20 protein-coding genes and 1 other annotated feature are annotated in these 20,125 nt (G+C 36.9%); of the genes, 18 read left to right on the top strand and 2 right to left on the bottom strand.

The features are described 5' to 3' along the window. The first annotated feature begins 8 nt into the window (after positions 1 to 8). From OWO01_RS02040 to OWO01_RS02005, 8 genes are all read left to right on the top strand, one after another. Positions 9 to 1,505 (top strand): glutamate synthase subunit beta, encoded by a 1,497-nt coding sequence (locus OWO01_RS02040; protein WP_268778757.1) that lies wholly within the window; start codon positions 9 to 11, stop codon positions 1,503 to 1,505. A gap of 275 nt (positions 1,506 to 1,780) precedes the next feature. Further along, positions 1,781 to 2,854 (top strand): branched-chain amino acid aminotransferase, encoded by a 1,074-nt coding sequence (locus OWO01_RS02035; RefSeq protein ID WP_268778756.1) that lies wholly within the window; start codon positions 1,781 to 1,783, stop codon positions 2,852 to 2,854. Positions 2,855 to 3,150: 296 nt separating this feature from the next. After that, positions 3,151 to 3,699: a VanZ family protein gene (locus OWO01_RS02030; protein ID WP_268778755.1), complete on the top strand. Its 549-nt coding sequence runs from the start codon at positions 3,151 to 3,153 to the stop codon at positions 3,697 to 3,699. Between the two features lie 77 nt (positions 3,700 to 3,776). After that, positions 3,777 to 3,995: a binding site (T-box leader), on the top strand. Positions 3,996 to 4,059: 64 nt separating this feature from the next. Next, the gene (gene proB, locus OWO01_RS02025) at positions 4,060 to 5,172 is read left to right on the top strand and encodes a glutamate 5-kinase (protein WP_268778754.1); all 1,113 of its coding nucleotides are present in this window, start codon (positions 4,060 to 4,062) and stop codon (positions 5,170 to 5,172) included. A 4-nt stretch (positions 5,173 to 5,176) separates the two neighbouring features. Then, positions 5,177 to 6,421 (top strand): glutamate-5-semialdehyde dehydrogenase, encoded by a 1,245-nt coding sequence (locus OWO01_RS02020; protein WP_268778753.1) that lies wholly within the window; start codon positions 5,177 to 5,179, stop codon positions 6,419 to 6,421. Between the two features lie 92 nt (positions 6,422 to 6,513). Then, a complete protein-coding gene (locus OWO01_RS02015) occupies positions 6,514 to 7,440 on the top strand; it encodes a manganese-dependent inorganic pyrophosphatase (protein WP_268778752.1) in 927 nt (308 codons plus the stop codon). Positions 7,441 to 7,694: 254 nt separating this feature from the next. Then, positions 7,695 to 8,954, top strand: coding sequence for a threonine ammonia-lyase IlvA (gene ilvA / locus OWO01_RS02010; protein WP_268778751.1), 1,260 nt, complete (start codon positions 7,695 to 7,697; stop codon positions 8,952 to 8,954). Positions 8,955 to 9,057: 103 nt separating this feature from the next. Then, positions 9,058 to 9,201, top strand: coding sequence for a hypothetical protein (locus tag OWO01_RS02005; RefSeq protein WP_268778750.1), 144 nt, complete (start codon positions 9,058 to 9,060; stop codon positions 9,199 to 9,201). On the opposite strand, the gene OWO01_RS02000 is transcribed toward OWO01_RS02005, so the two are convergent. Next, entirely contained in the window at positions 9,202 to 9,651 is a 450-nt protein-coding gene (locus OWO01_RS02000; protein WP_268778749.1) for a YaiI/YqxD family protein, read from the bottom strand. Positions 9,652 to 9,909: 258 nt separating this feature from the next. Here OWO01_RS02000 and OWO01_RS01995 point away from each other — a divergent pair, with 258 nt between their 5' ends. The 10 genes from OWO01_RS01995 (at position 9,910) to OWO01_RS01950 (ending at position 19,534) form a co-directional block, all read left to right on the top strand. After that, positions 9,910 to 10,779, top strand: a complete 870-nt coding sequence (locus OWO01_RS01995) for a CvfB family protein (protein ID WP_268778748.1) — start codon at positions 9,910 to 9,912, stop codon at positions 10,777 to 10,779. Between the two features lie 226 nt (positions 10,780 to 11,005). Then, a complete protein-coding gene (locus tag OWO01_RS01990; RefSeq protein ID WP_268778747.1) occupies positions 11,006 to 11,332 on the top strand; it encodes a hypothetical protein in 327 nt (108 codons plus the stop codon). After that, the gene (locus OWO01_RS01985; RefSeq protein ID WP_268778746.1) at positions 11,319 to 13,283 is read left to right on the top strand and encodes a V-type ATP synthase subunit I; all 1,965 of its coding nucleotides are present in this window, start codon (positions 11,319 to 11,321) and stop codon (positions 13,281 to 13,283) included. The genes OWO01_RS01990 and OWO01_RS01985 overlap by 14 nt, the downstream gene beginning before the upstream one ends. A 19-nt stretch (positions 13,284 to 13,302) precedes the next feature. Further along, entirely contained in the window at positions 13,303 to 13,782 is a 480-nt protein-coding gene (locus tag OWO01_RS01980) for a V-type ATP synthase subunit K (protein WP_268778745.1), read from the top strand. Positions 13,783 to 13,810: 28 nt separating this feature from the next. After that, entirely contained in the window at positions 13,811 to 14,395 is a 585-nt protein-coding gene (locus OWO01_RS01975) for a V-type ATP synthase subunit E (protein ID WP_268778744.1), read from the top strand. 20 nt (positions 14,396 to 14,415) lie between these two features. Then, complete coding sequence (locus tag OWO01_RS01970) at positions 14,416 to 15,423, top strand: V-type ATPase subunit (protein WP_268778743.1); 1,008 nt, start codon at positions 14,416 to 14,418, stop codon at positions 15,421 to 15,423. Beyond that, positions 15,413 to 15,724 carry a V-type ATP synthase subunit F gene (locus OWO01_RS01965; RefSeq protein ID WP_268778742.1) on the top strand — a complete coding sequence of 104 codons (312 nt, stop codon included), beginning with the start codon at positions 15,413 to 15,415 and terminating at the stop codon, positions 15,722 to 15,724. Before OWO01_RS01970 ends, OWO01_RS01965 begins: the two co-directional genes overlap by 11 nt. A 16-nt stretch (positions 15,725 to 15,740) precedes the next feature. After that, on the top strand, positions 15,741 to 17,534 hold the full coding sequence (locus tag OWO01_RS01960) for a V-type ATP synthase subunit A (RefSeq protein WP_268778741.1): 1,794 nt from the start codon (positions 15,741 to 15,743) through the stop codon (positions 17,532 to 17,534). After that, a complete protein-coding gene (locus OWO01_RS01955) occupies positions 17,518 to 18,894 on the top strand; it encodes a V-type ATP synthase subunit B (RefSeq protein ID WP_268778740.1) in 1,377 nt (458 codons plus the stop codon). The genes OWO01_RS01960 and OWO01_RS01955 overlap by 17 nt, the downstream gene beginning before the upstream one ends. 7 nt (positions 18,895 to 18,901) lie before the next feature. Then, complete coding sequence (locus OWO01_RS01950; RefSeq protein WP_268778739.1) at positions 18,902 to 19,534, top strand: V-type ATP synthase subunit D; 633 nt, start codon at positions 18,902 to 18,904, stop codon at positions 19,532 to 19,534. 131 nt (positions 19,535 to 19,665) lie between these two features. Here the strand turns inward: OWO01_RS01950 and OWO01_RS01945 are convergent, their stop codons facing one another. Next, positions 19,666 to 20,106 (bottom strand): hypothetical protein, encoded by a 441-nt coding sequence (locus tag OWO01_RS01945; protein WP_268778738.1) that lies wholly within the window; start codon positions 20,104 to 20,106, stop codon positions 19,666 to 19,668. Positions 20,107 to 20,125: the final 19 nt, after the last annotated feature.

Below are 20,125 nucleotides of genomic sequence, written 5' to 3'. Positions count from 1 at the left end.
ATATGAATATGGGGAAAGCAACTGGTTTTATGGAACTAGAACGTGAAAATGCAGTAGAGAGAGATCCATTAACGCGTATAAAAGACTGGAAGGAATATTCTGCTCCTTTCTCTGATGAAAAAATGCAAAGACAGGGTGCAAGATGTATGGACTGTGGAACACCGTTCTGTCATATCGGAATGGATATCGCAGGATCAACGTCGGGTTGTCCTGTATATAACTTAATACCCGAGTGGAATGATCTCGTTTATAAAGGGAAGTGGAAAGAAGCACTCGAACGATTAATGAAAACGAATAATTTTCCGGAATTCACAGGGAGAGTATGTCCAGCTCCTTGTGAAGGTTCTTGTACGGTTGCGATATCAGATCCAGCAGTTGCAATTAAGAATATTGAACGATCGATTATTGATAAGGGATTTGAGAATGGCTGGATAACACCGAGAATTCCAGAAAAAAGAACAGGAAAAACCATTGCAATCGTTGGGTCTGGACCTGCTGGATTGGCTGCTGCAGATCAATTAAATCAGGCAGGGCATTCTGTCACGGTATATGAACGTTCCGATCGAGCTGGTGGACTTCTAATGTATGGCATTCCAAACATGAAATTGGAGAAAGATGTTGTACAACGTAGAATCGACTTATTAGAAGAAGAAGGAATCACTTTCATCTTAAATACGGAAGTTGGTAAAGATGTTACTGCAGAGCAATTAAAGGAAGATTATGATTCTGTAATCCTCTGTATAGGTTCTCAGGTACCAAGAGACTTACCAATACAGGGACGTGAATACAATGGTATCCACTTTGCAATGGATTACCTTACGAACGCAACCAAACATCTTTTGGATAAAACAAAAACGCCGAACGATTCATTGAATGCGAAAGGGAAAGATGTGATCATTATTGGTGGAGGAGATACAGGTGCTGACTGTGTTGCTACTGCAATAAGACAAGGAGCGAAGTCGGTGAATCAATTTGCCATCAATCCTAAATTACCAATAAAAAGAGCTTCAACCAATGAATGGCCTGCATATCCACAAGTCTTTAGCTTGGAATACGCTCACAAAGAGGCAAAAGAAAAGTTCGGTGAGGATGTCCGTCAATATTCTATTCAAACGAAAGCATTCATTACGGATGGAAACGATGGTGTTCAAGCATTATACACCGTTGATCTAGAAACAACACAAGATGAAAAAGGCATGATCTCTTATGAAGAGTTATCAAACACAGGCGAAGTTTGGCCAACACAACTAGTAATCATTGCTATTGGTTTTGTCGGACCGACACAATCTATATTGGATCAATTTGGCGTGAAAACGGAAAGAAACAGAATTGATGCAGAATATGGCAAGTTTACAACGAACGTTGACGGGGTATTTGCTGCTGGAGATGCGAGAAGAGGACAGAGTTTGATCGTTTGGGCAATCAATGAAGGTAGAGAAGTTGCTCATGCTGTTGATGAATATTTAATGGGAAAATCAAAGCTACCAACTGTTATCGCAATGTAGAGAAAACAATCCTTCCAAGGCTCGTTTGGGAGGATTGTTTTTGATGATTTTTTTTCGTACATAATCAACGATTTCTTTATTGTTTGAATTTTCAAGAAAAATAGGTTGTCAATCGACACCAATACATAATAAAATAGAGCATAATATAATTTTTAAAAAAAGATTTTGTCGTTTAGTGACCCTTCAAGGGATGAAGTTTCTAGGCTGGCGACGAGAAAATAGAACATGTAAGAACTGAATTAGGAAACGTAATCAAAGCAGGGGGAATTATTCATATGACGTCAACTAAAATCACGACAACGAAAGTTATTGCTAAAAAGACTAAGCCAGCAACCGATCAATTAGAGTTTGGTAGACATTTTACAGATCATATGTTTGTGATGGATTATCACACAGACAAAGGTTGGTATGATCCTCGCATTGTGCCTTATCAAGCCATTACGTTAGATCCAGCTGCAATGGTCTATCATTATGGGCAGACTGTTTTTGAAGGATTAAAAGCTTATGTTACCGAGACAAATGACGTTCATTTATTTCGACCAGAACAAAACGTAAAACGTTTAAATCGGTCAAATGAACGGATGTGCATTCCTGAAATAGATGAAGAGCTTGCATTACGTGCGCTCAAAGAACTAGTCAAACTCGAAAAAGAATGGATACCAAACGCACCAGGAACTTCTCTTTATATCCGTCCATTTGTTATAGCAACAGAACCTTATTTAGGTGTAGCACCATCTAAGCAATACAAGTTTGTGATTATTTTGTCTCCCGTTGGTGCATATTATAAAGAAGGAATCAATCCAGTGAAAATTGCTGTCGAGAATAAATATATTCGTGCGATCAAAGGTGGAACAGGTGAAGCGAAAACAGCTGGAAATTATGCAGGTAGTCTGATTGCCCAAGAAAAAGTAAGCGATGCTGGGTACGCACAAGTATTGTGGTTGGACGGTTTAGAGAAGAAATACATCGAAGAAGTTGGAAGCATGAATGTATTTTTTAAGATTAATGGAGAAGTAATCACTCCAGCGCTCAATGGAAGTATCTTACCTGGGGTAACACGCAATTCTGTTATTCAATTATTAAAACATTGGAATATACCAGTAAAAGAAGAGAAAATTGCATTAGAAGATATAAAGATTGCTTATAAAAACGGTAGCTTAGAAGAGGCGTTTGGGGCAGGTACAGCCGCAGTTATCTCTCCAATTGGGGAATTTGCTTGCGAAGACGAAACGATCGTCATTAACAATCATCAAACAGGTGATTTAGCTAAACGTTTATATGATACCCTTACAGGAATTCAATATGGAAAGATTAAGGATCCATTTGACTGGATCGTAAAACTAACCTAATTTAACAAACTCCGACTAGCAGCTCATTATACTTCATGTTAAATGAGCTGCATATTTACGTGTTTTTTATCGGATTTCTTTCAATTACTGTACAAGTGGACTCCCTTACGATTCTTCTCATGATGTTGCTAAACACTAAACACTAAACACATACAAATGCATATAAATCATTCTAGACAATTTTTTTGTAATTTTTAATAGCTAAGATTACAATTTGATTAAGTATTTTAAATCAGACGATTGTTTGATCATTTTTTGATAAACTAGTGATATTAATACATAAGGTAGGGACATACATGATTGAATCTCGTTTTCTTATATTTTTACTTATTATTTTACCTATATGGTTCTATTTTCGACGGCGATATGTTCTTAAAAATAACAAAAAAATTAGACTTGAATCTGAATCTATCGTGCATTTGTTCTTTTTTTATATCATTGCCGTGCTCTATTTAACCTTACGACCGTTTGAATTTCAAATTCCATTCTACGGCAATCGTGAATTTTATTTTGATACCAATTTATTCTATCAACTTCGTCATATGGCGAGCAGTCACGTTTATTACCAACTTCTTTATTCCGTGGGTAATATCTTGCTCTTTGTTCCATTTGGTATGCTAGGACCGATTGTTTTTCGTCGCTTACGTCATTTTATCTTGCTAGTAATTACGGGGTTCTTATTTTCGTTACTAATTGAATTAACACAGGGCTTGTTCACATTGTCACGAGCAGCAACGGTTGATGATCTATTTTTTAATACCTTAGGAGCAATAATCGGCTACTTTATTTATCTAATCTTACGTATTGTTTACAATCTTGGAAAATCCCATCAAAAATATAAATAGTTAAATCAGATTTTTCTGAAAAAGCAGTTGACAATCATTTTTTCCTGGCGGATAATATACAATAATATGATACAGGATCAACAATGTGGATAAGGATTAGTAAATAGTTACAATAAAACAGAGAATGGGATTCATTTGGCTGAAAGATCCCTATTATTTACGTACTATTGAACCTGCCCTTTGAATTGTTAAGCGAATAACTTAACCGGCTAACTACCGTTATTGGTTTAAAGAGGTGGGTAATATTTATTTACCAACATAAGGTGGTACCGCGGAAAACTTTTTCCGTCCTTTGCATGTAAGATTGTAATGGATGGAAAGGGTTTTTTTATTACAGATAAAAGTAGGGAATGGAAAAGGATGAAAAATCGAGTAGTTGTAAAGATAGGAAGTAGTTCTTTAACGGAAAAAGACGGAACATTAAGTCTTGCAAAATTACAAGAGCATACCAGTGCAATTGTAGCATTAATGGAAAAAGGAGTAGAAGTTGTTTTAATTTCTTCGGGAGCGGTTTCTGCTGGCTTTCGTGATCTCGGTTACTCAAGCCGCCCCGTAACAGTGGCAGGCAAACAAGCAGCTGCCGCTGTTGGTCAAGGTTTATTGGTAGAAGCCTATAATGATGCATTTAAGCAATACAATATTGTTTCCGCTCAATTGCTGTTAACACGCGGGGTGTTTGTTAATCAAACACAATTTACTAACGTCTATCAAACGATTACAGAATTAATCAAAAGGTCGGTTGTGCCAATTATCAATGAGAACGATTCTGTTGCCATTGATGAATTAACTTTTGGTGATAATGACATGCTTTCTGCTCTTGTTAGTGGTTTAGTAAACGCTGATTATTTAATCATGTTGACAGACATTAATGGTATCTATGATAAAAATCCAGCGCAATATACGGATGCCAAACGTTATCAGCAACTGAATTACATTTCCGATCAATTAATCGATCAAACAAGCCAATCATCAAATTCTAAAGTTGGAACTGGTGGAATGAAATCGAAGCTCATTGCAGCGCAAATGGCAACAACATTAGGTGTGAACTGTTTTGTTGGTGTTGGATATGGTAGAGAAAAGCTGATTGATATTTTTGACGGAAAAGGGGATGGAACATATATTGGCAATAAACATACACCACACGTACGAAAACAGAAGCAATGGATTGCTTTTCACTCGGAAGTAAAAGGGCAAATTATTATCGATGAAGGTGCAAAAAAGGCAGTATTATCCGATGGGAAAAGTTTATTACCAGCAGGAATTATCGGTATTAGTAACTACTTTGAAGTGGGGGAAGTAGCCGAAATTGTTTATCAAAATGAAGTTATTGCCAAAGGACAAGTGAATTATTCATCAGAAGATTTAAATCGAGTGAAAGGTTTAAGTAGTTGTGAAGCCATGAAAATTACTAAATGCAAACGCCCCGAGGCGATTCACCGAAATAAATTAGTATTAACGATTCAGGGGGAATGAAAAGATGACCAGTTTAATAGAGATCGCAAAACAAGCAAAGCAAGCAACCACAGGACTTGCTAAAGCAACAACAGCAAATAAAAATGATGCCCTACACTTGATTGCTCAAGAGCTAATCAAGCAACAGGACGCGATTTTACACGGAAATCAAAAAGATCTTGATTCTGCTGTAGAAAAAGGTATTTCTGCATCGGTTATTGATCGAATTCGTTTGACTCCGGAAAGAATTGAAACGATGGCTCAAGCATTACATGAGCTTGTGGAGTTAGATGATCCAATTAGGAAAACATTGGATGACTGGAAACGCCCAAATGGTCTTCAAATCACGAAAATTGCGGTACCGATCGGGGTTATCGGTATTATTTATGAAGCGCGTCCTAATGTCACGGTAGATGCAGCAAGCCTCTGTTTAAAAACAGGAAATGCAGTTATTTTACGTGGGAGTTCATCAGCGATACATTCCAATACTATTCTTGTAAAAGTCATTCAAGATGCCTTGGCCAAGTCTGAATTGCCAACTCATAGTGTGCAATTAATCGAAGATACCAGTCGAGCTACTGCTGAAAAAATGTTTCGCTTAAACGAATACCTAGACGTACTCATTCCAAGGGGAAGTAAGCAATTAATTGATACAGTTGTGGAAAAATCTTCTGTACCCGTGTTAGAGACAGGTGCAGGTAATTGCCATCTATATATTGATCAAACAGCTAATGTTGAAATGGCGATCGAGATTGCGATAAATGCAAAGACACAACGACCATCTGTTTGTAATGCAATCGAAACGATTTTGGTTGAGCGTGGTTGGTTTGAAAAGAATGGTGAACAATTGGTCCGCGCGCTAATAGAAAAAGATGTAACAGTTCGAGGTGATGAGCTAGTATTGGCTCAAAATAATGATCTCGAACTAGCCACGGAAGATGATTGGCACATGGAGTACTTAGATACAACCGTTTCTATGAAAATTGTAGATGATGTTCATCAAGCAATTGAACATATCAACCGATATGGAACACATCATTCCGAAGCAATTATTTCAGAAGATCAAAACAATGTGGTTTCTTTCTTGAATCAAGTAGATGCTGCCTGTGTATATCACAATGCATCGACACGTTTCACAGACGGATTTGAGTTCGGTTTTGGCGCTGAAATTGGCATTAGTACACAGAAATTACATGCAAGAGGACCAATGGGACTTGAAGCTTTAACCTCGACAAAGTATGTTCTTTATGGGGATGGACAAATAAAATAACGTTTTTTTAATGAAAGATCGTTTCATTTACGTTACAATAGGTAATGGCTAATAATTATACGTAGATTTATTCATGTAAAGGAGAGAATATTTTGAGTAAAACACTAGTTTTCGGACATAAAAATCCAGACACAGATACGATCACATCAGCAATTGTCTATGCATATTTGAAAAAACAGTTAGGGGAAGATGTGGAAGCAGTAAGCCTTGGTACGCCTAACAGTGAAACAAAGTATGCCTTAGATTATTTTGGAGTAACAGCTCCTAGAGTAGTGGAGACCGTTGCAAATGAAGTAAGTTCCGTTATTTTGGTTGATCATAACGAACGTCAGCAAAGTGTTGCTGATATTGATCAAGTTCAAGTGACAGAAGTTATTGATCATCATCGAATCGCAAATTTCGAAACAAGTGATCCTGTTTACTATCGTGCAGAACCAGTAGGGTGTACAGCTACCATTTTACATAAGCTGTTTAAAGAGCATGCAGTAGACATTCCAAAAGAGATCGCTGGTTTAATGCTATCAGCGATTATTTCCGATTCCTTATTGTATCAATCTCCGACTTGTACAGACCAAGATATTGCAGCAGCACAAGAATTAGCAAAGATAGCAGAAGTAGACGCTGAAGTATATGGTTTAGCGATGCTAAAAGCAGGTGCCGATTTAAGTGACAAAACGATCGATGAATTATTATCCCTAGATGCGAAAACATTTGATATGGGTAAATATCAAGTGGAAATTGCCCAAGTGAATACCGTTGATCCAGCGGAAGTCTTAGCGAATCAATCCGAGATTGAAGCGACCATCAATCAAACAATCGCTACAAGGAACTTAGATTTATTTGTATTTGTAATCACGGATATTTTGTCGAATGATTCTATTATCCTTGCCCTCGGAGAGAAAGTGGATGCGGTTCATCCTGCATTTGGTGTGAATTTAACAAACAATCGTGCGGAATTAAAAGGAGTCGTATCTCGTAAGAAGCAAATTGTACCCGCTCTTACAGAAGCACTTTCTTAAGTAAGAGAGTGGCCGGGACAAAAAGAAAAGGCGATAGCACAACCGAACTATAATAGAGGTTTATTCAATTATGGTTCGGTTATTTTGCTTAGAAATCTAATTGAGTTGAGTGATTTTCGACTTATTTATAGGAGAACTTTACTCATGTTTTGGGTAGAGAGATTTTTGCTTACTATGTTTAGATTCGATAGTTTTCTTAATTATCTGAATATGCTAGGATATAGTTAATTATTTTTTCAGAAAGGATTAAAAAAATGAGTACAAAAATAAAAACGATTGATATCAAGGATATCATTATTGCAAATCAACTAATTAAAGATGTGGTGGATAAAACCCCTTTACAAAAAGATCCGATTCTTTCTGAGAAGTACGACTGTAATGTATATTTAAAACGAGAAGATCTACAAGCGGTTCGTTCGTTTAAAATTCGTGGAGCTTATCATCTTATGCAAAGCCTAACAAAAGATGAGTTGAAAAATGGGGTAGTCTGTGCAAGTGCAGGAAATCATGCACAAGGAGTTGCTTATTCTTGTAAAGCGCTAAAAGTTAAAGGGAAAATATTTATGCCGACGACAACTCCCCGACAAAAGGTAAAACGCGTTGCTTTTTTTGGTGGAGATTATGTGGAAATTATCCTGACTGGAGATACATTTGACGATGCTTATTATGAATCAAAGAATTATTGTGACCAACATGAGATGGAATTTATTCATCCCTTTGATGATTATCGTACAATTGTCGGTCAAGGAACAATCGGTTTGGAAGTTTTAGAAGCAATGGATATACCGATCTCTCACATGTTTATGTCCGTTGGTGGTGGTGGATTGATTTCAGGTGTTGGTTCCTATATGAAAAGCATTAGTCCTAACACGAAGATAATCGGTGTTGAACCAGCTGGAGCGATCTCCATGCAAACCTCGATTAAAGAAAATAAAGTAGTTAAACTGGATAAGGTCGATAAATTTGTCGATGGGGCAAGTGTTAAACGTGTAGGTGATTTAACATTTGAGATTGCTAAGGAAGTTGTTGATGGATTCGCCACCATTCCTGAAGGGAAGGTATGTTCCACTTTATTAAGCTTATATAATGAAAATGCTATCGTAGCTGAACCAGCTGGAGCAATGCCTGTTGCTGCACTGGATGATTATAAAGATGAAATTAAAGGGAAAAACGTAGTATGTATTATTAGTGGTGGTAATAACGATATCGATCGTATGCAAGATATAAAAGAACGATCGTTAATTTATGAGGGATATAAACATTACTTTATTGTTAATTTTCCACAGCGTGCGGGAGCACTACGAGAATTTCTGACAGAAGTATTAGGTGAGAATGATGACATTACTCGATTTGAATATACCAAGAAAAACAATCGAGATAAAGGACCTGTACTCGTAGGTATTGAGTTACAGTACAAGGCAGACTATGCCCCATTAATTAAGCGTATGGAGCAAAATGGTTTCACTTATGTTGAAATTAATAAAGATCAAGATCTATTCCACTTACTTATTTGAGCGTGCTGTCCTTGTAGATATGCTATACTAACCATAAGAGGGAAAACGTAGTAGTTTTAAACTGCTACGTTTTTCTGATCAACTTTTAATAAGGAGTTTTGTTATGATTAAAGTGAAAATGCATATCCAAACACAGTATAAAGATCAGCTATTACGAGCAGATAAAATTTATCTTGTACCAACCGAAACGGCTGAACGTTGGCAACAAAGTAAGATTGCAGAAATCGTCTCAGAAGAAGAAAAATAATTACTGAATGTTCTTCGTTATTATTTTTGTTAATAAGGAAGTGAATTTTTGTTTATCACTTTCCGTTAAGGCTTTTGGACCTTTCGTACGAATCCCTTGTTTTCTTGCTTGCGCACTTTGGTATCGGGATGCTAATAGTTGGTCGATATTTCCTTTGTTGTATGCAAAGCCTTTTGGATGAATAACGAGACAATTTTTTGCTATAGCTAATGCGGCTAATCCATAATCTTGACTAACGATAAGATCACCATCGTTTGCCATTGATAATATCCGGTAATCAGCTGCTTCTTTGCCTGTATCAACATAGATTGTATCCACACCAGTAGGGTATTCTTGTAAGGAGTAATGATTATAGCTTTTTACTAGATAAATGGAAAGATTATTAGCTAAACCTAATTCAATGATGATATCATTCATTGGACATGCGTCGGCATCGACGTAAATGTTCATATGCTGTTCCTCATTTCGTTCGTATACTTATCTGTATTTTATCGCAAATTAGCAAATATAAATACCATATCAATTAATTAATTTTTTTGTACTAAAAGATGATGTTCAAAAAGTCACCAAATAATTAGCGGTGGATCTCTTCGTTGGCTTGTTCTTCCGATTTTCAGAAGCTTGACTGCCTTGATCTACTTGCTTCTTCTTTACCGACTTTTTGAATACGCACTATGAAGAGTGGAAATAGAAAGAGGTGTTTTATCTGTGGGAAAACTTAAAGCAGGTGACGTTATAACAGTAAAAGTAAATCGTAAAATCGATACAGGATATGTATTGACGAATGGAGAAGAAGAAATTTTATTGCATGAAAACGAAGTGGAAAATGATCTGGAAGTTGATCAATCAGTCGAAGTGTTTTTATATCATGATAAAAAAGATCAACTAATTGCCTCAGGAAAAATACCTACTGTGCGATTTGATGTATTTGATTGGGGAGAAGTAACCGAGGTTAAACCTAGATTAGGTGTCTTTGTTGATATTGGCACCTCAAAGGATGTCTTGGTTTCTGAAGATGATTTACCTCTATTGCCATCCGTTTGGCCTCAAATTGGCGACCAACTATATGTCATTTTATCAAATGATAAGAAAGGTCGTGTTTTAGCCAAACCAGTGACAGAAGCCGATTTTGAGGGGAATTGGGATAGCGCACCAACGACATTGTTCAATGAACAAATTAGTGGTCGCGTATTCCGATCGGGTCGTGAAGGAGCTGTTATTATAACCGATGAAGGATATCGAGGCTTTATTCATCATACCGAAAGAAAAAAAGAGCCTCGTGTAGGAGAATGGGTAGAAGGACGTGTAATTAAGGTAAAGGAAGATGGGTCATTAAACATTTCCTTATTACCAAGGAAACAAGAAGCTCAACATGAAGATGCCGAAATGTTACTTGCATATATGCGAGAAAATAATGGGGTTATGCCGTTTGATAACAAAACAGACCCAGATGTGATTAGCTCAACATTTCTAATAAGCAAGGCTGCCTTCAAACGCGCAATAGGAAAACTACTTAAAGACAAACAGATTGAACAAAAAGATGGGAAAACTTGTTTAATTAACGAAGATGTCGAATAAAGTCGAAGGTAAAAAAGAACTATATTACTATAGTTCTTAAGTTCTTTTTTCTACTTTTTTAACACTGTTTCTTCTTATTTAATATAAGTGATTTTTTTATCAAGTTAAACGATTTCATCCGGTTAAAATAATTTGAATGCTACTTATATTAGCGATATAATAGGTAAAGCTTGAAGTTTTTTTAATCTTTAAAGTATACTTGTTGTATGATTGGGGGTGCATAAAGATGGGGCTACAAACCATTGATGAAGTAAGAGAGATAGAACGTCAAGCGGAGAGCTTAGCAGTTGAATACCAAGAGAAAATAGATAAGTTGGAGCAAACAACGCAAGCTCAAATTGCAGAAATGCAGAAAAATGTCGAAACAGAAATAAAAAACTTTACCGATGAAGAAGAGCAAAAAAAAGAAGCAAAGCTTGCTGAAGTACGATCAACGTATAGGAAGCAAGAAGAAGAGGACATTGCGGAATTACAAACAGTGTTTGCTTCGAAAAAGGATCTTTTGGTTGACAAAGTGATTGAGGAGGTAATGAGGAAGTATGGCAATAGCTAAAATGAAGAAAGTGACACTCATTTCTTTTCATGAAAAAAAGGATCAATTATTGCAATCGATTCAAGCTTTGCAAAGCTTTGAGGTCGTTGATTTACCATCTGCTGATTTAGCTGAGAAAGAAGCAGTTCCTAATCAGTTAGAGGCCTTAGATTCAACAATTAAAGACCTCGAGAAAGATATATCTCAAGTGCAATCCGTTTTGTCTTTTATGCAATCCTATTTACCAAAGACGCCAATGATGAAGAAATTACGAGAAAAGAAACAGGAATTCTCTTTAGAAGAATTGGAAACAGAAGTCTCTAAATTTTCACCAAAAGAATTAATTCAGCTCCTGTTAAGAAAAGAACAACAGTTAGATGACCTTTCTGATGAACAGAAACGGTTATCGGAATTGGAAATGTTCTTGTCAAATTGGAAAAAGCTAAATTACAATTCAGACGAATTGCAACAAATGCAATATGTTTCTGGAAGTGTTGGTACCATTCCACAACATGTGCAAAATGTCTATATGCAAGGCTTGAGGCAAAATGATCTTCTCCTCGTGAAAGAAGTTTATCAAAACGATGAAGAACATGGAATTGCAGTTTATTTTGATCCGAGAGATGAGCAGGCTGTTCAACAGTCATTACAGGAGAATCTTTTTCAAAATTTAGACGATAGATTAAACCAAGACCCAAGCACAAAGCTAGAAGAGGTAAAGCAAAAGCTAAAAGAGAACAAAAAAGCAAAAGCAGATCTCGTGGAAGCATTACAAGCCATGAAAAAAGAAGAATGGCAACTCATGTTAACAGAAGAGTATTTCGAAGCAAAATTGCAACGAGAACGAAGCAAACAATTACTTATCGATGAGAAGCATTTATTCATCATGGATGGTTGGTTAGAAGAAGAGCGTATTCCTAACATAAAAGACACCTTAAAAGGTATTCTCCCACAGGAAATGTATGCATTGATGGTAGAAGATGTGAAAGATGATGAAGTGGACGATGTACCAATTGTTCTCAAAAACAATAAATTCGTTTCACCGTTCGAAAGCATCACGTCAATGTATAACTTACCAAAATACAATGAGATCGATCCAACACCTTTTTTGGCGCCGTTCTATCTTGTCTTTTTTGGAATGATGGCAGCTGATATCGGTTATGGTCTATTGCTTTGGTTAGCTACTTTTGGGGCAATGAAGTTTTTCCATTTTGATAAGAGTATGGAGAAGAACATCTTTTTCTTCCACTTATTATCTTACCCTACGATGTTGTGGGGAGTTGTATATGGATCGATTTTCGGTGCAGAACTACCATTTATCTTATTATCGACGACCAATGATGTTATCACCATCATGTTAATTTCTGTAATTTTCGGGGTAATCCAGATCATATTTGGATTAAGTATTGCTACATACCTGAGATGGAGAGATAACAAAATTTCAGATGCTTTCGCAGATGGATTGGGTTGGATTGGTATTTTTGTTGGTATCATTTTAATAGCGATAGGTATTTTAGTGATTCCAAATGATATTTTAGTTAATGTCGGTGCGATTATATCAATTTCTAGTGCTTTAGGTATTATTATCGCTACTATGTTAGGCGCAGAAAACAAACCACTAGGCATTGGTTTGGGTGTCTATAATATCTATGGTATTACTGGATATGTCGGTGACATCGTTAGTTATACCCGTTTAATGGCATTGGGTGTTTCTAGTGGTAGTATTGCGTTAGCCTTCAACATGATTATTGGATTTATTCCTGGTTGGGGCAGGTTCACTGTAGGTATATTGTTATTCATTGTATTACACGCAGTTAACCTTGGTTTGACCATGTTAAGTGCATATGTTCACGGAGCGCGTTTAATCTTCGTTGAATTTTTCGGTAAGTTTTATGAAGGTGGCGGAAAGGCTTTAAACCCGCTAAAAGTTTCAGAAAAGCATATTCAATTGAAAGACCAAAAAGAATCATAAGAGACGGAGGAAATTAATTATGGAAAGCTGGTTACAATTTTTTATTGAAAACAATGGTGGATTTATTTTTGCAGCATTAGGTATTGGTATCGCGGTAATTTTTTCAGGTATGGGTTCAGCCAAAGGGGTAGGTATGACTGGTGAAGCAGCTGCTGCTTTAATTAAGGAGCAACCTGAAAAGTTTGGTAAATCAGTAATTCTTCAGTTACTACCAGGTACACAAGGTTTATACGGATTTGTTATTGGTTTCTTAATCTACTTGAACATGTCACCAGAAATGGCGCTTCAAGATGGTATCTATATGTTTATGGCTGCATTACCAATCGCATTTACTGGTTTAACAGCAGGTAGAGCTCAAGGACGCGTTTCAACGGCAGCTGTTCAAATCTTGGCTAAAAGAGAAGATCAAAACACTAAAGGTATCATTTATTCAGCGATGGTTGAGACTTATGCTATTTTAGGTTTCGTTATTTCCTTCTTGCTTGTCTTAGGAGCATAAGATAAAAAACAGTGAGAGGATGAAAATGATGGAGGATTTAAAAGCTTTGTCCGCTCGAATTTTGGAAAAAACCAAAGAAGAAGGACAAAATAAATTAGATGAATACGAAAAAGTTGCGAATGACAGAATGGAAGAAACTCGTCAAAAGCTTGTGGAAAGCAAAAAAAATCGTAAAGCAGCAATTGCTGCCAAGATAGAAAACGACTATGAACGAGAAGTACAAACATTAGCTAACAAGCAACGTAATGCAATTCTTTCTGAAAAACAAGCATTGTTGCACTCAGTATTCGATGATGCTGCGAAAAAAATGGAAGAGTGGGATGCAGATCAATTCGCTGTATTTTTACAAGGTGTATTAAGCCAACTTGATGCAAATGATTTGTGGCAAGTGGTTCCAGGTGGTAAGTCTGTACATTTATTTGATGCAGATCCAGTTGCTAACGTGTTAGATAATTATTCGTTTGTTACCTTATCAAAAGAGGTCGTGAACAATAAATCTGGTTTTGTTGTTGAACAAGGTGGAATCGATTATAATTTCTGCTTTGACGAATTAGTAGCAGAGCTTAAAAAAGAATTTTCTCCACAACTTGCAACCTTAGCATTTAAAAAATAATGAATAAGGGGGGAGAATATATGCAAGATACGGATTACAAAGGTGTTAATACGCTTCTACGTGTGTATGAAACAAAACTTCTAACACGTGAGAATTATGAACAACTGTTAAAAGCAAATAATTTAAAAGAAGCTTTGGAAGTTTTAAAAAGTACGGATTATCACTTTGATGAAAATAACGTTCTGGATACAAAAGAGTATGATGACTTCTTAATGAACCATTTAGGTAACATCTATCAAGAACTATATGAGGTTACGCCGGATTCAGAGGTCATTCAATTCTTTACATTACGCTATTCTTATCACAATCTGAAAGTACTATTAAAACAACGATTTACTGGTACTGATCTAGAACATCTTATGATTCCAATTGGAAAGTACCCGCTTTCCACACTGAAAAATCTTGTTCAGACACAGCAATCGATGCAGTTAAATGAGATTTTGGTTGAAGGTGTTCAAGAGGCTATTCAAGATTATGAAATATACGGTCGGATTGAAGCTGCAGATGTGTTTATGGATACGTATTATTATAAACATTTACGAGCAATCGCAGAGCGATTAGATAACCCGACCATTACAAAAATCATTGACGCGATGATCGATTTGGATAATTTGTCTACAGTGGTAAGAAGCTTGAATCGAAAGAAATCACGCTCATTCTTACATACTGTTCTATCAAGTTCTGGAACGATTCCAAAATCAGATATTATCGATGCCGCAGCGGGTGGAGCGATTGCAGTATTGAACGATTTGTACATGGATAAATCCTATTCAAGCCATTTACATCAGATCGTTAATGAATCAAAAGATGCGATTAATCCGATGAAATTAGATAAGCTTATTGAACAGATTGTCCATGAGTTAATGGAAGAAGGTCTCTATCAAGCTTTTGGCCCGATGCCTGTCATGGCTTATATGTTTGCAAAAGAAAAAGAGATTACGAATATTCGGTTACTACTTGTCGGAAAAGATAATCAAATAGCTGAGAATATACTAAGAGAAAGGATGCGACCAATTTATGGCTCATAAGATTGCTGTTGTCGGCGATAAAGATTCGGTGCTTCCTTTTAAGGTATTAGGTTTCGATGTTTATCCTTCACCAAATGGTGCAAAAGCGAGAGAAACAATCGATTCATTAGCTCAGGAGGATTGTGGTGTCATTTATTTGACCGAAGCGCTGGCAAAAGAAATTCCGGATACAATCAAAAGATATGACGCAGAAATAAAACCCGCTATCATCTTGATTCCTAACCACCAAGGCACGTTAAATATTGGTAAAAAGCGAATTCAAGAGAATGTCGAAAAAGCGGTTGGACAGAATATTTTATAATTAGGAGGGGACTTATTTGAGTAACGGGAAGATAGTAAAAGTTTCCGGTCCTTTAGTTATGGCGGAAGGGATGGAAAACGCCAATATCCAAGACCTTTGCCAAGTTGGGGACATGAAATTAGTTGGCGAAATCATTGAAATGCGTAATGATGTCGCTTCAATCCAAGTATATGAAGAAACCTCTGGAATTGGTCCTGGTGAACCGGTAGTTACAACTGGTGAAGCACTCTCAGTTGAACTCGGACCAGGGATTATTTCACAGATGTTTGATGGTATTCAACGACCATTAGATACGTTTCGAGAAGAAACAGAAAGTAATTACTTAGTAAGAGGGGTTAACATTTCACCACTTGCTCGTGAGAAGAAATGGGACTTCAAAGCTACTAAAGTTGTTGGTGATAAAGTAGAGGCAGGAGATATTGTTGGTACGGTTCAAGAAACAAAAGTTATTGAACATCGTATCATGGTACCTGTTGGCGTGAGCGGAACCATAAAATCGATTCAAGACGGTAGTTATGGTTTAGATGATGTAGTTTACACGGTTGAAACAGAAAATGGATTAAAGGAACTTAGTATGATGCAAAGATGGCCAGTTCGTCGTGGTCGTCCGTTCAAACAAAAACTAAATCCTTCGACACCAATGTTAACTGGTCAGCGTGTAATTGACACCTTCTTTCCAATCACGAAGGGTGGAGCAGCTGCTGTTCCTGGTCCATTCGGTGCGGGAAAAACAGTTGTTCAGCATCAGATTGCGAAATTTAGTGATGTGGACTTAGTTGTTTATGTTGGTTGCGGAGAACGTGGTAACGAGATGACAGATGTACTTAACGAATTCCCTGAATTGGTCGATCCAAATACAGGTGAATCTTTAATGGAACGTACCATTTTGATCGCAAATACATCGAACATGCCAGTTGCTGCGCGTGAAGCATCCATTTATACTGGGATTACGATCGCAGAATACTTCCGTGACATGGGATACAGTGTAGCGATTATGGCTGACTCTACTTCACGTTGGGCAGAGGCATTGCGTGAAATGTCTGGTCGTTTAGAAGAAATGCCAGGAGATGAAGGTTATCCTGCATACTTAGGAAGCCGTATTGCCGAGTATTACGAAAGAGCTGGCCGAACACTATCGATAGGTTCTGAAGATAGAGAAGGTAGCATCACAGCTATTGGTGCGGTATCACCACCAGGTGGGGATACTTCAGAACCAGTTACGCAGAACACTTTACGTGTAGTTAAAGTCTACTGGGCGCTAGATTCATCATTAGCTCAAAGACGTCACTTCCCATCAGTTAACTGGTTAACTTCTTATTCCTTATATTTAACTGAAGTAGGGAAATACATGAATCAGGAGTTAGAAGAAGATTGGGCGAAAATGGTTCAGCACTCGATGAATATTTTACAAGAAGAATCTGGACTTGAAGAAATTGTTCGTCTTGTAGGGATTGAGTCGTTATCAGAGAAAGATCGCTTAACCATGGTGATTGCTGAGTCATTGCGTGAAGATTATTTACAACAAAATGCATTCGATGATATCGATACGTATACATCACGAGAAAAACAATTCTTGATGTTAGATCTTATTCTTTCCTTTGAAACAGAAGCGAGAGAAGCAATGAAGTTAGGTGCTTATTATCAAGAGCTAATTGATGGCACAGAAAAAGTTCGTGATAAAATCGCGCGTGCAAAATCGATCTCTGAAGATAATCTTGCTGACATCACGAAAATTAAAGACGAAATGAAGAAAACGATCCATGAAATTGTTGCTGTAGGAGGTATGACGCAAAATGCTAAAAGAGTATAAAACAGTTAGTGAAGTCGTTGGACCTCTAATGGCAGTTGAACAAGTCGAGGGCGTTAAGTTTGATGAACTTGTTGAAGTTCAAATGCAGACAGGCGAAATTCGACTAGGCCAAGTGCTTGAAGTTGATAAAGATAAAGCGATGGTTCAGATATTTGAAGGGCCAAGCGGAATCAATATTAAAGATACGAAAGTACGTTTTAGAGGAAAACCATTATCGATTGATGTCTCAGAAGATATGGTTGGACGTGTATTTGATGGGATGGGAAGCCCGATTGATGGTGGACCAAGCATCATTCCTGAAGACAACTTAGATATTAATGGTCAAGCTATCAACCCGATTGCTCGTGACTATCCAGATGAATTTATTCAAACAGGAATTTCAGCGATTGATCACTTAAATACATTAGTACGTGGGCAAAAGTTACCAGTATTCTCTGGTTCTGGTTTGCCACATAAAGAATTAGCTGCACAGATTGCCAGACAAGCCTCTGTATTAAATAGTGATGAAAAATTCGCCGTTGTTTTTGCGGCAATGGGTATCACTTTCGATGAAGCAGAATACTTTATGGAGGATTTCCGTAAAACTGGTGCGATTGATCGTTCTGTAATGTTTATAAATTTAGCCAACGATCCAGCGATTGAGCGTATCGCTACACCAAAAATGGCCTTAACCACTGCTGAATATTTAGCTTTCGAAAAAGATATGCATGTTTTGGTTATTATGACAGATATGACGTATTATTGTGAGGCGTTGCGTGAAATTTCCGCAGCTCGTCGAGAAGTACCAGGTCGTCGTGGTTACCCTGGTTATCTTTATACAAACCTTTCCACGCTATACGAACGCGCTGGTCGTTTAATCGGGAAGAAAGGTTCCGTTACACAGATTCCGATTTTGTCTATGCCTGAGGATGATATTACCCATCCTATTCCTGACTTAACGGGTTATATTACGGAAGGTCAAATTATCTTATCACGTGATCTTAACAATAGTGGTTACAAGCCACCAATTGATGTATTACCATCACTATCCCGTTTGAAAGATAAGGGTACTGGTGAAGGAAAGACAAGAGAAGATCATGCATCAACAATGAACCAATTGTTTGCGGCTTATGCAAAAGGAAAAGAAGCAAAAGAATTGGCAGTTGTATTGGGAGAATCTGCATTATCGAAAACAGATAAATTATATGTAGAATTCACCAAACGGTTTGAAGAAGATTATATCAATCAAGGGTTCTATACCAATCGTTCCATTGAGGATACATTGACACTAGGCTGGGAATTACTTTCTATCCTACCTCGAACAGAGCTTAAGAGAATTAAGAGTGATATGATCGATAAGTATATGCCGGAAGGAGAGTGATTCGTCCATGGCTAGATTGAATGTTAAGCCTACCCGGATGGAACTATCCAACTTAAAAGATCGTTTAAGCATATCCACTAGAGGTCATAAGCTCTTGAAAGATAAACAAGACGAATTGATGCGTCAGTTCATCAGTTTAATTCGAGAAAATAATGAATTGCGCGATGAAGTCGAAGGTGAACTTACACAAGCGATGAGTGCATTTGTTGTTGCGAAATCATTATTGAATGAATCATTTATTGAGGAATTGTTTTCCGTACCTGATACTTCCGTTACACTTGATATAACAGAAAAAAACATCATGAGCGTTAACGTACCTCAGATGAATTTTACTGTCAATGAGGAAGAAAAGAATTCGGAAATGCAATATGGGTATTTGAACTCAAATAGCGAGTTAGATGATTCGATTGAGAAGATTGAAGCTATTATGTCAAAGTTACTTAAGCTTTCTGAAATCGAGAAGACCTGCCAATTAATGGCGGATGAAATTGAAAAAACTAGACGTAGAGTAAATGCACTGGAGTACTTAATGATTCCACAATTGGAAGAAACCATTCATTACATTCAAATGAAATTGGAAGAGAACGAAAGAGCAAATATTACGCGTATGATGAAAGTGAAAGATATGGGTAAAGCATAATACAATCTTATTACGTAGCAATACAAAAATAGCAATAGTGAGTATAACTCATTATTGCTATTTTTTACGTAATTAAGATATGTGGTTGTACCTGAAGTTCTGTCCTTTATTAAGGAATAGTACCATTAGTGTTAGCTAACTTGTGATGAAATGTATAAAATGGTTGCTTGTCCTGGAGGTGTGAATGTTCCACTAGATGTTAAAAAATGATAAAATCTACCAGAAAAATTAAATAGAGTTACACCTGCTTGAGGTGTTATTAATTCTTCATTTTCTACTTCGCTTTCTACCTTTTGAGGTAACAAGTTGTAAGGGTTAATGTTTATAGGTTCTCCCGTATCTATAACTTCAAATTCATTCCAGTAAACACCTTCAACATCAATTGTGAATTTCCAATAATCATCTGTTTTCTTAACTATATGAGGTAGTTCAATAATGTAACCAGAATGATAAATTTCTCTAACGTAAAACTCTTTTTCAGAAGAATTCACTTCTGTTTCTGACAATATTTCATAATCTATTAAAGGATCTTCTAAATGAAAATCAGTATAATTTGAAATAGCTTCTTCCAAAGAAAAATATCTTTGATCC

It is taken from the genome of Natronobacillus azotifigens, from assembly GCF_026805325.1.
Taxonomy (GTDB): domain Bacteria; phylum Bacillota; class Bacilli; order Bacillales; family Amphibacillaceae; genus Natronobacillus; species Natronobacillus azotifigens.
The sequence above is the reverse complement of the archived record's forward strand: the minus strand, read 5'-3'. Positions and strand labels throughout refer to the sequence as shown.